Below are 13,690 nucleotides of genomic sequence, written 5' to 3'. Positions count from 1 at the left end.
GCTTTAAGCGTCGACGCTTTGAGGTGCTGCCGACCCTCCCACCACGTTTCTGTCAGGTCGCGGATGAGAGTCTTTCCAGCATTCGGGTCGATCCACGCCCCTTCTGCGATTGTGGTGGCGTTTTGTCGGCCCAGTGCTGCGCTTCCGCCTTTGTGCGGAACCCTTGTTTGGTGCGTGATCGCCCATCAGGGCTACGGTATTGGACACGCCAGGCGGTGCCTTTGGCTGTGTTGTATTTTTTTGATGGATGCCATTGGGTAGACTTCTCCTCAGGTCGGTTAATTTGCTGAATTGGCGGCCCCCTCCACCTTTCGTTTGGCGACTGCAGGTGGAGGGTATTTATTTATCTTTTCTTGTTAAAAGGCGGTTGCAGTTTACTCCGGGTCCAGAAGTAGAACACCAAGAAACCTAATGAAGCGAGAAACACTAGAGGTCCTACTGTGGGGATAAATGAAAATAGGAGGACTAAAAGTGTTATCGCCATTACTAGCACCCACCACAGCGTCATGGAGTTACGTCCTTGGGTGGTAAGTGGTGTGATTGATTCGCCCAAATATCTTAGCACCATTTCACACTGGCCAACTGTGATGTAATCAATGCGTGGAGCTTTGCCATCAGTGATGTACTTGTTGGCGATTCCTCGAACGTAACCACGTTGGAATGGCGTTGCCCGACGGGTTCCGTCTTGGACTAAAAGCTCCCCCCAAGGGATAGGGTCAAGGATCGATGGAACTGCGGGGGCAGTCTCAACTAGGGGTGCCGGCGCAGCCCAAGCCGTAGGAGGAGTGGCTGTGGGGGTACGGGGGCTGTCCGTCTCCGTTTTTGTTTCCGGTTTTTTAGATGACGCTGGGAGCGGTTCTCCAGCGTATCTAGCTGGGGCGTCGTACTCTAACGGGTTGGCTTCAAAGGGGACTGAACTTGGGTAGGAAGAAAAGCCCGTAGGGTTTAGTTCTTCTTCTGTCAGCTCATGGGCTTTTTTCGCGTATAGAGTGACTTCTGCAGCTACCGATGATCCTTTGATCTTCGCCATACACCCACAGGTAAGCCCCAGCCCTTCTAGATGTTTGACGGCTGTAATGAATTTCTCTGAGGAGCCTTTTGTTAGTTCTCCAATTGGTGCCCCGTCAAGCTCAACAATGATCGCTTCCAGCTTTGTCCGTACACCAACGGTGTCTATATGTAGAGTGACGAATATGAGCCCCTCGCCACTTACTGGGACATAGTCGAGCAGATGTTCGTAGTGGTCTGATTCTTTCGTCACCTGTACTGCATTCCCTGTAGGGTGTAATCGCTAACGCTAAGAAGATGAAGAACATCATGCGACGCATGAACACCGAGTCCGGCAGGATCAACTTTGGTGTTGAAGCGCTGGGCTGGGGTTTGTGGTTCGACGATGAGGTCGTGGATGAGTTCAAACCGATCTTCACGGATGAGCAACTTGATGCCGCGTTCACAACTGATCATGTTGCTTTGTTGCACACTGTGTTGGCGGTTGACGCTACCCCTGACCGTGAGTGGTGCTCTATCGCTGCGGGTGGTCGAACGAACTCCGGTGGGGTTCACGGGGTCGTGGGTTATCACGGTCCGTTGAATATTCAGGCAGCAACTGCCGCTGTGCTGCAGGCTGTGCGCGACGCTGATCCTGTGGCGATCATCATTGACCCGAAGTCTGCGGCGTGGGTGATCGCGGATGCTATCCGTGATGCGGGTTTTGATGTCGCGGAGATGAAGTTCTCGCACGTGAAAGCGGCTGCATCGAAACTACTGCACGGCGTCGATGAACGCACGTGGACTTTCGGTGAATCGAAAGAGCTGCGTGAGTCGTTCGCTGTTGCTGAGCTGCAGGAGGACAAGTAAGGCGGGGTCAGGTTGACGAGGTCTTCTGGTGTGATTTCTCCGCTGGTGGCGTTGGACTTCGCTATGTGGGGTGTCCATGAATACGCGCCGCTACCGAAGGCTGTCGCACCGGACAGCAGTGGGGTGAAGATGCGGGTGGTGAAGTCCAGTCATGAATCGTTTGCATTCTAGGCATGGTGAGGAGGTGGCCGTATGGCTGGAGAGCTAGGGCATGCGCAGGCTCGTCGTTTGTCCCCGCTGGCGGAGGATAATTGGGCGTTGAAGTGGCCTCAGTCGGTGCGCGAGTTCTCGAAGATGCTGCGTGAGGATTCACAGGCTAAATCTGTGGAGCGGGCGGTAACTTTGCCTATTCTCCGAACGCCTTGGTACATCGAGCCGAACGGCGCTTCTGATGAGATCGTGCAGATGATCGCGGAGGATTTGAATCTTCCGGTTAAAGGTGATTCTGGTGCTGATCCGCTGGCGCAGTCCGTGGGCAGGGTGTCGTGGCAGGAGACGCTTCCGTGGATTTTGAAGTATCTGCGCTATGGCCATGCGTACTTCGAGAAGGTGTACTCGGATGAGATACGCGGACCACAGCGTCTGGTAAAGCTTGCCCCGCGTCTTCCTGACACTATCGAGAAGATCAATATCGCTCTCGACGGTGGCATCGAGTCGATCGTGCAACGCGCAGCCGTCGATGCGAGCGGTAAGCGCTTGGACAGGGTCGAGCTTGAAGTCTCAAGGCTGTTGTTTTTCATCTACGGCGAAGAGCAGAAAGACGGCTTGGGGACGTCGATGTTCCGGCCCGCGTATAAGTATTGGAAGCTTAAAGATGAGTTTTTGAAGCTTGAGCGTCTGGTGCTTGAGCGTAACGGCATGGGAGTTCCAGTATTTGAGTCGTACTCGGAGACGGATCAGCAGGATATTGACCGTGGTCAGGATCTCGTCGAGGGGCTGCGCAGTGGCGCACAAGCGGGTGCGTCGATTAAGCGCGGGTCGAAGCTGACGATCCAAGGCGTGTCTGGGCAGCTGGTCTCTCCGCGTGCAGCGATCGAGTACCACGATGCGCAGATCGCCCGTACGGCGTTGGCCCATGCGCTGAACCTCGAAGGCAAGGGCGGATCGTATGCCTTGGCTGATGTTCAGATGTCGATGTTCATCCAGTCGCTGCAGTCAATCGCCGAATACATCGCGACGATTGCAAATAAGTATTTGGTTGTCGACATGGTCGAAAAGTACACGGGTGAGGGCGTCGGCTCGTTCCCGCGTATCGCGTTCGACACGATCGGATCCAAGACTGGCTACAGCCCGCAGGATCTTGTGGCGTTGAAGAACGCCGGTCTGGTCACCGGCGACGGGACTCTGGAAGAGTACGTGCGTCGTCGTGGTGAGCTCCCTCCGTTGACGCCGTTTAAGGAGGCGTTGGAGAAGAAGGCGGAGCGCCGTCAATTAGAACAGGAACTCGGGGTCACACTGTCATCCACCCCAGTAGAACCAGCTAATACGACACCAGACGCTCAGACGATGGGGGGGGGGTAATGCAACAGCAGCAACATAGCTCTGATGATCTGCAAAAGCTCACTTCCGCAGCCGGAACGCTGATCAGATCCGGCTTTGATCCGGCAGCTGCGCTTGAAGCCGTCGGGCTTGATCCGATCAAACATACCGGGCTTTTGCCAGTGACGGTGAAAGAAGGAGAAGCATGAGAAAGAAGCTAGAAATCAAGAACCTCGGAGAATCCCACTTCGAGGTTATTTTGTATGGAGATATCGGAGGTTGGGATGGCTTCACCGCCGCGAATATCCGTAGCCTCCTCGACGAGGCCAACGCCTCGTCCATCACACTGCGCATCCACTCCTACGGCGGTGACACACTCGAGGGCCTGGCAATCATGAACATTCTTCGTGAACACCCAGCCACTATCCACGCAGTTGTAGACGGGGTTTGCGCATCGGCGGCCACAGTCATCGCGATAGGCGGCGCGGAACGCCTATCGATGGCTGAATCAGCAGAGCTCATGATCCACAGCCCGTGGGTATTCACAGACGGCGATTCCACGGATCTGCGAAAAGCTGCGGATCGATTGGATCAGGTTGCAGTGAATTACGCGCGAATCTATGCAGCAAAGTCGGGGATCTCTGCTGACGAATGGCTCGGGGTGCTCACGGATGAAACGTGGTACTCGGCTTCCGAAGCGGTGAACGTCGGCCTAGCCGATGAGGTGACAGCAGTAACACCGAAGACAGTCGACCCAGTGGTCGCTGGTGTGCAGTCTCGGGTGTTTGCGAAGTGCAAATACTCGGGGCGTCGATCCGCACCAGACCCCGTTATCAACAACGCCCAGAGAGGGCGGGGAGGAAAGAAGAATATGGATTTCTTGGCTTCGATTGCCCAGCGATTGGGCGTTGACGGTAAATCCGATGAAGCGACCGTTCTAGCAGCCCTCGATGAGGCGCTGGCAGAGCAAGCTAGCAACGAGGAACAGCCAGAACCAGTCGGGACAGCAACAGTGAAGATCGAGCCGGATCTTTCTGCACTCACCAAAGTGAATGTGGAGCAGATGCTCAAGGATCTCGCCGATGCCGTAGACACTCCGTCTGTCAGCAGCCCAGTAGCTGAAAACACGGAGACGAAAGAACAAACCTCTGAAGAACCAGCAGACGGTGTTATCAGCCTTGACAAGGACGTCTACGATGACCTGCTCCGACGCGCTGCCATCGGCGACCAAGCCAGTGAAGACAACAAGCACCGAGAAGCAGAAGAGCTCGTCGCCGCAGCAATCAAAGCCGGCAAGGTTCTAGCTGTAAAACACGACCAGCTCGTAGCCGCAACCGTCGAAGACTACGACGGTATGAAGGCGTACTTCGCGCATCTCGCGCCGGGTCTAATCCCAACAGTGGAAAAGGGTCGAGGTGGATCTGATGAAGCGCGCGGAATTGGAATCGGTGCGTCCGCTGCCCACTCGGAGAAGAACCAGCAGGCAGATCGAGGCCGAATCTTCCAGCGCCCAACTATCTAAAAGGAGACTTTCGCAATGTCTAACCCAACTTTTGAAACCGGCTACCTCACCCGCGAAGCAGGCAAGGCGGCCAGTAAGTTCCGCTTGGTCAAGTCCGTCGAAGGAAAGATCGAGCACGCCGGAGCCAACGCGCTTCCATTCGGCGCCGTCACCGAAGCAGCAGCACCAGCACCCAGTGATCGAGACAACGACCTGACCCACGGACTACCAAAGCACGTCCGCGTTCACACGGGCCGTGTTGTCGTTCCGATTGAGACCGCGGAAAAGAACCTGACCGTTGATACCAAGGTGTATGCAGCAGCTGATGGAAAGGTCGCAAAGTCCGGCACCGTAGGTGTCGGTATCGCCGTTTCTGATGTGAAGAACGGCCTCGTCAAGGTTTCCCTGTTTCACCCAGCTGGACTCGGTGCCTAACCTAACTCAACTACTTTCCTAGGAGGGAAAATGCCGACTTTGCTTAATAGCGCGTACTCCGGCGAAGCAATCACCGTTGACTCCATCATCAAGGACCCAACGTGGCGGCAGGAGCGCACCTACGAGAACCTTGATGGTGCTGACCTTGTCAAGGCTATCTTCCGTGACGGTGGCACTAACGATGGTGTCGTCGCCTACCGTGAGGCAGCAGCACCATATTTGAACGATGACGCTGAGATCGTCGCTGAGTTCGCGGAGATCCCTACTTCTGACGTCAATCTTGGCAAGGTCAAGAAGATCGTTTCTGAGCGCACCGCCATCGGTGCTCGCATCTCTCGGGACATGGTCCGCAAGAACAAGATTGATCAGGTTGGTTTGCAGGTCACTGCTCTGCAGAACACGATGGTTAAGAATGGTGTCGAGGGTGCTCTGCGAGCATTCAAAGCAGCAGACATTCAGACCCTCGGTGCAACAACCAAGTGGGATCAGACCGCGGCGAAGCCACTGCGCGACATCCGCAACGCTAAGCGCATGATCAGCACTGCTAAGGCACCTAACCGAGACGATGCGCTCATGGGGTATCGTCCTGACACTCTTCTTTTGAACGAGGCGTCCTTGGACCTGATCCTGTTCAACGAGGAAGCGCAGCGCTACTACAACGGCAGCTCCCCAGTTGATAACCCTGTGTACTCCGGTGTCACGCCAGGTGTGCTCGCTGGTCTGCGCGTCTTCGTCTCCGCATGGCTTCCAGACAACGAGATTTATGTTCTGCAATCCGGTGTCGTCGGTTTTGAATCCGTTGTGGATCCGCTGACAATCACTCCGCTGTATTCCGAGCATGGCGAGAACGGATACGGCGGTTCCAACCAGTCTTGGCGCATGGATGCATTCCGTGAGCGTGTTCTGGCTGTGGACAACCCACAGGCTGCAATCAAGATCACCGGCATCTAAGGAGGTCGAGTAATGACAGTAGTCATCATCCTTGTTACACGCTGGTATCAGCAGCTGTCCGACTGTATCGTGCTTCGCCAGAAGGGCGAGCGCGTGAGCGTGGACGACGAACTAATCGCGTGGCTTGAAGAAGGCGGTATCGCCAAGCGCGCCATGGGCGACGAACCAGCAGAGGCTCACACTGAAGATCATGTACCCGAGGAGCGTGAGGCTAGCGAATCGGACGACGAGCGCGAGGCAGAACCAGAGGCTTCCAGTCCGACCGTTGAATGCTGCGAACCGTGCAACGTGGGACGCTTACGCCCGTGCCCGTGGCGTTGACCTATCACAGTACAAGAGCAAGGACGAGCTGATCGCTGCTCTTCCATAAGGAGGTGCGCATGTCACTCGTTACTATCAACGATCTGATCCTGCCTAGGGAACTCTCGGATTTTGAGGAGCTCCTCGCACCACGACTCCTGAAGGAAGCAGAGATGATCGTCAGAGCGGACTTCGCCCGTGGTCCATAAGGACTTCCCAACCGAGGGAGACGAGTGGGGATTGTTCACCGTCAAGCGGGTCATTAAAGAGATGGTGACATCCGCAATCCTTGTTGGTGCGTCTCGTGGGATGCGGTCGGTGTCGAGTCCGTTGCACTGGGTGGTCTTGTCTTGTCTGATTCTCAATGCGAGTTGCTTGGTTTGCTGGGTAGCTCGCGGTTTAATTTCCCGCCGCCTGGTCGTTGGCCGGAGGTGAGCGACGAGCGAGACTGTCGTCATTATTTCTGACTCTGTATGCGCCGCTGTGGCCTTGGTGCCTTTGAGTAGTGAGGTCGATTTGGCGGAAAGTCGTTGATGGAAAATCTTGGCGATTGATCATCATCAACTGCTGGTTTGAAAGGGTGGTCTGTGTATGGAACAGGTGATTCGTCGTCCTGACCCAGTGTTTGTGAATGGGTTCCAAGCTGGGGTGGTTGAGGAGATATTCTTTGCCGATGTGTTCCCCATGGGGGCAACAACGTTCGATGATCAAGGTGATGGGGTTAACGGGGGAAACACTCGGCAGGTGCAGGTGCAGGTGCAGGTGCTGGCTGCTGCTGGCACCCCAATCAATGAGGGCGATGAGCTTGTGATCCGTGGCCTGTCCTATCGCGTGATTCATATCCCGTGGGATTGGGCGACGGGGCGAACCCCTGCGCTTGCTTCTCATCGCCCCCCGCATGCAGGTCATCGCTGAGAGGGGTGAGGCATGAGTTTCAAGATTGAGTTTGATGATGCTGCGATCATGGAGGCTGTGCGTAATGCTCATGCTGCGACGATTGCTGAGGTGACTGAGAAGGTTGCTGGTGAGATTCCTGAAGATGTTGAGGTTCTCACCCAGACAGGTGTTAATGACAACGGTCGCCCCTATGGTCTTGTGACCATTGCGGAGCCTCACGGCATGCTGCTGCAGGCGAAGCACGGTTATCTGACGAAAGCGGCCTCGGCGCTTGGTCTGACCGTCAGCCCTTATGGTGGTGACGGTTGATGTGGATGAAAAGAGACGCCGCGGAGCTGTTGCTTAATCGTCTGCGTCGTGTGTTTGACCCCGTTGACATTATCTCCGACACGCTGCCGCCTAAGTGGACTCCCCGTGATGGCCCTCGTGTGGTTGTGGTCTCCGATGGTGTTCCTTATTCCTCGCGTGGTTGGACGCGTGAGGTTGTGAGGATCACAGTGCATTGCGGTGACCTGCGAACCACTAACAGGATGCTCGACATGATTGACGGGCATCTTACTAAGCCCACCTCAACGGGGTGGGCTTTTTCTATTAAGCCTGCGACTAATCGCATTGCCCGCCCTGATTCCCGCATTGGTGGGTTTGTGGCGTCGGCTGCGTTTAACGTCGCGTTGAACAGAAAGGTGGCCTAGATATGGCTGCAACGAAGGGCGCTTCTCAGCGCTCCCCAGAAAACGTTTCTCCGCTGATTGACGGTCAGGTTTTGGTGTCTTTTCACGAGAATCCGCTGATTGGTTTTGATGGGTCTTTCAATGAGCAGTGGGAGACCATCGGAATTTTGGACGATGGCACCAAGATCGACATTCAGAAGACGGTCGAGAAGTCCAAGAAGAAGGGCTGGGGCTACGGCGTGGTTTCCACCACTGTTAAGCCCGGTGAGCTGACCGCTAAGGCCTCTGTTATTGAGCGCAACGCCACCGTTGACCGGAACGCGTGGCCTGACCGCGAGGATAAGACCACCGAGGCTAAGGAGAAGTTCGACGGTGTCAAGAGCGCTGAGGTTCCTTTCGGTGGTTCTGCTGTCGCTCTGCCTTATGTTGCGATGGTCGTGACTGATCAGAAGGGCGATCTTGAGATCATTGCTTCTCGTTATCCGGCGATCGCCACCATGCAGAACATTGGCTATGGTGAGGACCCTGAGGGCAAGGAAATCGAGTTCGATTTCAAGATTGGTCAGATGAAGGACGCTTTCGACCGTATCAAGGTTGGCAGTGCTGCTAAGGCTGCGCGCAAGGTTGATCTGCTGCGTTTCTCTGAAAAATCTAACGGCGAGAAGGTTGCTGCTGAGTCTGTTAAGAACTTCACAGTGAAGTTCGATAAGGCTGCTTCTTCCGGCTCCTTCACGCTGACGGTGAACGGCAAGCAGACCGAAGCGATTGATTACAACGCTGCTGCTTCGAAGATTCAGGAAGAGATCCTGAAGGTCACCACTGGCGTCACCGTAACCGGTTCTAGCGCAACCTCTGGCTACACGGTCAAGGGCGCAGCCAGCGTTACTGCTAATGGTGCGAAGCTCGGTGACAGTGCGAAGGTCACCGTTTCTGAGGGGTAATCCTCATGGCCCCACGCTCATGGCAGACCGGCGTGGGGCCATCCCTAAAGGTCTGCACAAACTTTTTGCACACATCTAAATAGAAAGGTCTGCCATGACTAACTCTAAGAAAACCCCCGCGCAAGCAGAAGCCAACAAAGAAAGCATCAGTTTCGAGGTTGAGGTCAATGGGAAAACTATTACACTCACCGCGCCTTCATCCTTAGACGATGCACCTGTCGCTACCGCAATCGCATGGGAAGAAGAAAAATTCGTGAAAGCATTCTCACTGATCCTCGGGCCACGCCAGATGCAAAAACTCGAAAACGTAGGTGCTTCAGTCCGTGACTTCACTGAAATCATCATTCCTGCATACACAGAGGCCACCGGGCTGGGGAAGGCTAGGGCTTTTTCGCCTGATCCGCGAGCGCGAAGACCTTGTAGAGCAGGATTTCGCAGATAAAGGCTGGGATTACCGGTACTTTTTCCTCCCCAACGGTGGGGAATCCCGGCTGACACTGCGGCGGCTTTTGCTGCTTGTGGATGGGTTGGATCGTGATTCTTCCCGATTCTGGGCTGACGTGAACGACACGGAGCGGTTCACGAAGCTGGAATTGATCACGATGACGATTTTTAATCTTTTCTCTGAGAAGGCTCATCCGTTTATGACTGCGCGTGAGGATCAGAAGAAGCAGGCGGATTTCGAGGCGAGAAAGCAACAAATTTTGGCCGCCGAGCGGATGCGCACAAGGGCGCTCGGTATGGAATAACAAAAAAAGGGGATTCGATGTGTCTGGTGTAGGTTTTGCGTCTTTGCCGATTTCGGTTGATTTGCGAGGCATTCAGAAGAACATTCGGTCTCAGGTGCAGGCCCCGATGGAAGCCGCGACGAAAAAGGCGGGCCAAGGCATCGCACAGGGCTTTAAGTCTGGCGTTGATGTTGCTGGGGCTGAGGTGAAGCGTCTTGAGGCTTTGGAGAAGAAGGCCACTGAGACGGTTGTTGCTCAGCAGAAGAAGATTGCTGACGCTAAGGCTGATGTTGCTGTGAAGGTGAAGCAGGTTGAGGCTGCTGAGAAGTCTTTGGAGGCTGCGCGGGCTGGCGGTGACGCGAAGGTGCGTGCTGCTGAGGAGTCTTTAGCGAAGCTGCGTGCTTCGGGAAGGCCTCGGTTGAGCAGTTGGAGCAGGCGGAGCTGAAGTTGAAGCAGGCGCGGGCTAGTGCGGATGCTGCTGTTGCTTCTAAGGAGTCGGCGGTTGAGCGTGCGCGTCTGGAGGCGTCGAAGGCGTCGGATAAGCTTGCGGATTCTGAGCGGAAGCTGGGTGAGAATCAGAAGTTCGCGACTGGGGTTAGTTCGGATTTGTTTTCGGCGACGCGGCGTTTGGATGATGCTCAAGAGGCGGCGGCGAAGTCCACGGAGTCTATGAGCCGCGGGATGGAGAAGTTTAAGGAGAAGGGTAGCCATGCTATTGGCGCTGTCTCTGAGAAGCTTAAAGGGTTGCCGGGGCTCATGTTGGGGGCTGCGACCGCGTTTGCTGGTGTGGCGTCGATTAAGGGTGCGGTGTGGGATGTGGGGAAGGAATTCGAATCCACATATAACATCATCCGCTCTGGTACGGGGGCTAGTGGTGAGGCTTTTGATGCTTTGAAGCAGTCTTTGCGGAATGTGTCTGGGACGGTTGCCGCGGAGGGTGGTCTGGCTGAGATTGGCGCCACAATGGCGGATCTTAATACCCGGTTGGGTGTTACTGGTGCTCCGTTGGAGGAGATGACCCGTCAGTTTCAGAATTTGAAGAATTTGGGTTTTGATGCTGATGTGACTTCTGCTGCGTCTGCGTTGAGTGCTTTTGGTGTGGAAGCTGGGCAGATGCCGGAAGCAATGAATGACCTCTTCCGTGTGTCACAGGCTACTGGTGTGTCTATTGATAGCCTTGCGGGGAATGTGGTTAAGGGTGGCCCACAGCTTAAGCAATTTGGTTTTAGTATCGGTGAATCTGCGGCCCTTGTCGGTAAGCTGGATAAGGCTGGTAAGGATCCTCAGAAGGAGCTTCACGCGACTGCTAGTGCGGTTGGGGATCTTATTAAAAAGGGTGATGAGGTTGGGGCTATTGCCCTTTCCGAGAAGCTTTTTGGGGTGAAGGGCGCCGGTAAGTTCGTTGAGGCTGTTAAAACTGGTGCGTTGTCTATTGATGATCTTCAGGGTGATATTGGGGTAACTCAGGACACGATTAATGGCCTTGCCGGTGAGCTGGAAACCACAGGGCAGAAGTGGCAGCGGTTCCGGGATACTGCGAAAGAAGCATTGGAGCCTGTGGCTCAGGCGGTGCAGGATTTCGCTAAGAATAAGCTTGAGGCTTTGATTCAGTTTATTCCGGTGGCTGAGGCGTTTTCAAGGAGAAGCTAGTCCCCGCTGTGAAGGCTTTGCCGGAGGCTTTTAAGGAGGCTGGGCAATGGATCGAGGCTAATAAGGAAAAGCTTATTATTTTTGCATCTGTGGTAGCGCCCCTTGTTACCCCCCCCTTATTATTGAGCTGGGTGTTTCGTGGGTTCAATCGGGTGCGAAAGCTTTGATTGGGGCTGGGAAGCACGGCAAAGCCTGGATGATCGCGAAAGCCGATGCGATTAAAGGATCCGCGTCGAATGTGAAAGCCTTGTGGAAGGTTGGTTGGGCGTGGGCTAAAACCGCTGGCAAGGCTATTTTTAACGCTGGGCGGATCGCCGCGGCTTGGGTGATCGCAATGGGTCCTGTTGGTTGGGCTATTACTGCGATTACTGGTATTGGGCTAGCGTTGTGGGGTTTCTTCACAAAAACCGAGACTGGTCAGAAAGTTTGGCAGGGTTTCACTGATCTTGTAAAAAGCGGGGCTGAGTGGATCAAAGAAGCGTTTAATAGCATCGTGACCGGTGCCCATGAGCTTTTTGATGCGTTCATGAATAGTGATTTCGTTGCTGGTGTTAAGGCCTTATTTGATGGGGTCACTGCGATTGCGTCTGCGTGGTGGGAGCAGCTTAAAGCTAGTTTCTCGGCTGGCTTTGAGATTGTGAAAACCATATTCACCACGGGCTGGGAAGCCGTGAAAGATGTTTTCGCCACTGCTTGGCTAGTTATCGTTGCCCTTTTCACCGGCAAGTGGGATGAGATCGGCGGGATTCTCTCCGCGGGTTGGGAATCCATCAAAAATCGTTTCGGTGAAGCTATTGAGCATATTAAAGCCGTAGTTGGTGAGTGGCTTGATGGTACCCGCGAGCGTATTAGCGTGGCGTGGGACACCGTTGTTGGGTTGACTCAGCGTTTTGGGTCTGCGGTCAAAGATTTCTTCCGCGAAATGGTTGAATCGGTTAAAGCGAAGGTGTCTGAGTGGGCTGAGTCTGTGGGGCGAAAAACCACAGAGATGAAAGATCGCATCCTCTCCACGATTAGAGAGCTTCCCGATAAGATCAAGGGATTTTTGCGAAATCCGGTGAGTGGCTCGTTGATGCTGGCAAGAACATCATGAACGGCTTGTGGGAAGGGATAAAGCGGAAGTTTGGAGATGTAAAGAGATGGCTGTCAGAAGCTAAAAATAGTATTTTCAGTATTTTTCCGATACGACGCAATCTGCGGGTCGGCAGATTAACGTCGTTCACCGCCATAATGATGGTGAGATACCCGGGTTCAATCGTGGTGGCGTGCTACCGGATATCCCGGGGGTTTCACGATCCACCCGTGACCCAATCGTGGGGATTACCCGCGCTGGGGTGCCCATAGCCAGGGTCGAGCCTGGTGAATTCATCGTAAATCGTGAGGCTACTTCACGGAATCTTCCACTTTTGAGAGCAATCAACGGCGGAAACCTCAGCCCACGTGTAGGGGATTTGGGGCTGCCGAGGTTCGCTGATGGTGGGCTAGTGTCTGCGAGCGAGCTTTTGAGATTCTTCAAAGGCGAGAATATCCGCGGGCAGCAAGGCCCCTCTTCTTTAGAAGGATCCCGCTATGCGTGGGGCGGTGGATTGGCCTCCAGCTGGGGTGATTACTCTGGCACTCAGTCTGCTGGTGCAGCTTTGGTTGCTGGGGTTCCGGTCGCTGGCCGTAAATTCGCCACCCTTAACCAAGGGCAGTGGACCGCTGTGCATGGGTTTAGGCGCGGAATGGGCGGGCCTAATACTTACTCAATAGGATTTTTAACGGCGGGCCTTATGGTGGGCACACGTCGGGGACTATCACTTTTGGTGATGGGAAAAAGGTCAATATCGAAATGGGTGGTGGCCGTGGCAATGGCCAGATTGGTGGGGCTGCGGCGCCCGCTAATCATCCTCAATACACCGATATTTGGCATCGTTCTCTTGCTGGCCCCACGCTGGTTGAGGGTGTGCAGTCCACATCGACAAGTGGGCTTACAAAACAACTAGCGGTAAGGAGATTAGTTGGGGTGCGGCGTCGTCGCTTGCATCTGAGTGGGATAAGCGGGCCGGGCGTGAATCGGCGCTCGCGCGTTGGCGTGATCGTGCGTTTGATCTCGGTGGGGTTGCCAATGGCGTAGGTTTTTGCCTAAGGCAACGATTAAGCCAGAGCGGGTGTTATCGCCGGGGCAGACCGTGGCCTTTGAGCGCCTTCCTGACGCTTTGGTGAAGGTTGCGGAGTCCATGCAGGTAGCAGGTAGCAAGCTCAAATCTGGGGGCTTTCGCCAGCGGGTTTAGCCTCAAA

The 13,690-nt window shown here is 54.7% G+C and carries 19 protein-coding genes; 18 read left to right on the top strand and 1 reads right to left on the bottom strand.

What is annotated here, in order from left to right:
* Positions 1 to 343: 343 nt before the first annotated feature.
* Positions 344 to 1,261 (bottom strand): hypothetical protein, encoded by a 918-nt coding sequence (locus tag CBE74_RS22565; RefSeq protein ID WP_087454523.1) that lies wholly within the window; start codon positions 1,259 to 1,261, stop codon positions 344 to 346.
* Positions 1,262 to 1,305: 44 nt separating this feature from the next.
* Here CBE74_RS22565 and CBE74_RS22560 point away from each other — a divergent pair, with 44 nt between their 5' ends.
* The 18 genes from CBE74_RS22560 to CBE74_RS22475 all read left to right on the top strand — a co-directional run bounded on the left by CBE74_RS22560 (position 1,306) and on the right by CBE74_RS22475 (position 13,683).
* Positions 1,306 to 1,857 carry a hypothetical protein gene (locus CBE74_RS22560; protein WP_134316183.1) on the top strand — a complete coding sequence of 184 codons (552 nt, stop codon included), beginning with the start codon at positions 1,306 to 1,308 and terminating at the stop codon, positions 1,855 to 1,857.
* Positions 1,858 to 2,049: 192 nt separating this feature from the next.
* A complete protein-coding gene (locus tag CBE74_RS22555; RefSeq protein ID WP_259493871.1) occupies positions 2,050 to 3,378 on the top strand; it encodes a phage portal protein family protein in 1,329 nt (442 codons plus the stop codon).
* A complete protein-coding gene (locus CBE74_RS22550) occupies positions 3,378 to 3,545 on the top strand; it encodes a hypothetical protein (RefSeq protein ID WP_166741453.1) in 168 nt (55 codons plus the stop codon). Before CBE74_RS22555 ends, CBE74_RS22550 begins: the two co-directional genes overlap by 1 nt.
* Positions 3,542 to 4,858: a head maturation protease, ClpP-related gene (locus tag CBE74_RS22545; protein ID WP_134316180.1), complete on the top strand. Its 1,317-nt coding sequence runs from the start codon at positions 3,542 to 3,544 to the stop codon at positions 4,856 to 4,858. Before CBE74_RS22550 ends, CBE74_RS22545 begins: the two co-directional genes overlap by 4 nt.
* A gap of 15 nt (positions 4,859 to 4,873) precedes the next feature.
* Positions 4,874 to 5,272 (top strand): hypothetical protein, encoded by a 399-nt coding sequence (locus tag CBE74_RS22540; protein WP_087454519.1) that lies wholly within the window; start codon positions 4,874 to 4,876, stop codon positions 5,270 to 5,272.
* Between the two features lie 30 nt (positions 5,273 to 5,302).
* Positions 5,303 to 6,223 carry a phage major capsid protein gene (locus CBE74_RS22535; protein WP_087454518.1) on the top strand — a complete coding sequence of 307 codons (921 nt, stop codon included), beginning with the start codon at positions 5,303 to 5,305 and terminating at the stop codon, positions 6,221 to 6,223.
* A 12-nt stretch (positions 6,224 to 6,235) separates the two neighbouring features.
* The gene (locus CBE74_RS22530) at positions 6,236 to 6,544 is read left to right on the top strand and encodes a hypothetical protein (protein WP_087454517.1); all 309 of its coding nucleotides are present in this window, start codon (positions 6,236 to 6,238) and stop codon (positions 6,542 to 6,544) included.
* Positions 6,545 to 6,603: 59 nt separating this feature from the next.
* Positions 6,604 to 6,732 (top strand): hypothetical protein, encoded by a 129-nt coding sequence (locus tag CBE74_RS22525; protein WP_259484264.1) that lies wholly within the window; start codon positions 6,604 to 6,606, stop codon positions 6,730 to 6,732.
* A 382-nt stretch (positions 6,733 to 7,114) separates the two neighbouring features.
* Positions 7,115 to 7,438 carry a hypothetical protein gene (locus CBE74_RS22520; RefSeq protein ID WP_225870139.1) on the top strand — a complete coding sequence of 108 codons (324 nt, stop codon included), beginning with the start codon at positions 7,115 to 7,117 and terminating at the stop codon, positions 7,436 to 7,438.
* Positions 7,439 to 7,450: 12 nt separating this feature from the next.
* A complete protein-coding gene (locus CBE74_RS22515; protein WP_087454516.1) occupies positions 7,451 to 7,729 on the top strand; it encodes a hypothetical protein in 279 nt (92 codons plus the stop codon).
* 5 nt (positions 7,730 to 7,734) lie between these two features.
* A complete protein-coding gene (locus tag CBE74_RS22510) occupies positions 7,735 to 8,112 on the top strand; it encodes a hypothetical protein (RefSeq protein ID WP_134316177.1) in 378 nt (125 codons plus the stop codon).
* Positions 8,113 to 8,114: 2 nt separating this feature from the next.
* Positions 8,115 to 9,032, top strand: coding sequence for a hypothetical protein (locus CBE74_RS22505; protein ID WP_087454514.1), 918 nt, complete (start codon positions 8,115 to 8,117; stop codon positions 9,030 to 9,032).
* Between the two features lie 323 nt (positions 9,033 to 9,355).
* Positions 9,356 to 9,781 (top strand): hypothetical protein, encoded by a 426-nt coding sequence (locus CBE74_RS22500; RefSeq protein WP_225870138.1) that lies wholly within the window; start codon positions 9,356 to 9,358, stop codon positions 9,779 to 9,781.
* 19 nt (positions 9,782 to 9,800) lie between these two features.
* Entirely contained in the window at positions 9,801 to 10,205 is a 405-nt protein-coding gene (locus tag CBE74_RS22495) for a hypothetical protein (RefSeq protein ID WP_087454513.1), read from the top strand.
* Complete coding sequence (locus CBE74_RS22490; protein ID WP_171483266.1) at positions 10,187 to 11,410, top strand: phage tail tape measure protein; 1,224 nt, start codon at positions 10,187 to 10,189, stop codon at positions 11,408 to 11,410. The genes CBE74_RS22495 and CBE74_RS22490 overlap by 19 nt, the downstream gene beginning before the upstream one ends.
* Before the next feature lie 196 nt (positions 11,411 to 11,606).
* Positions 11,607 to 12,503 carry a phage tail protein gene (locus CBE74_RS22485; protein WP_087454510.1) on the top strand — a complete coding sequence of 299 codons (897 nt, stop codon included), beginning with the start codon at positions 11,607 to 11,609 and terminating at the stop codon, positions 12,501 to 12,503.
* Positions 12,504 to 12,675: 172 nt separating this feature from the next.
* The gene (locus CBE74_RS22480; protein ID WP_087454509.1) at positions 12,676 to 13,395 is read left to right on the top strand and encodes a hypothetical protein; all 720 of its coding nucleotides are present in this window, start codon (positions 12,676 to 12,678) and stop codon (positions 13,393 to 13,395) included.
* A gap of 135 nt (positions 13,396 to 13,530) precedes the next feature.
* Positions 13,531 to 13,683, top strand: coding sequence for a hypothetical protein (locus CBE74_RS22475; protein WP_166741053.1), 153 nt, complete (start codon positions 13,531 to 13,533; stop codon positions 13,681 to 13,683).
* Positions 13,684 to 13,690 lie beyond the last annotated feature (7 nt).

The sequence above is a fragment of the Corynebacterium silvaticum genome (assembly GCF_002162115.2).
Taxonomy (GTDB): domain Bacteria; phylum Actinomycetota; class Actinomycetes; order Mycobacteriales; family Mycobacteriaceae; genus Corynebacterium; species Corynebacterium silvaticum.
Note: the sequence above shows the minus strand (reverse complement) of the source record. Positions and strands in the feature narration are given on the sequence as shown.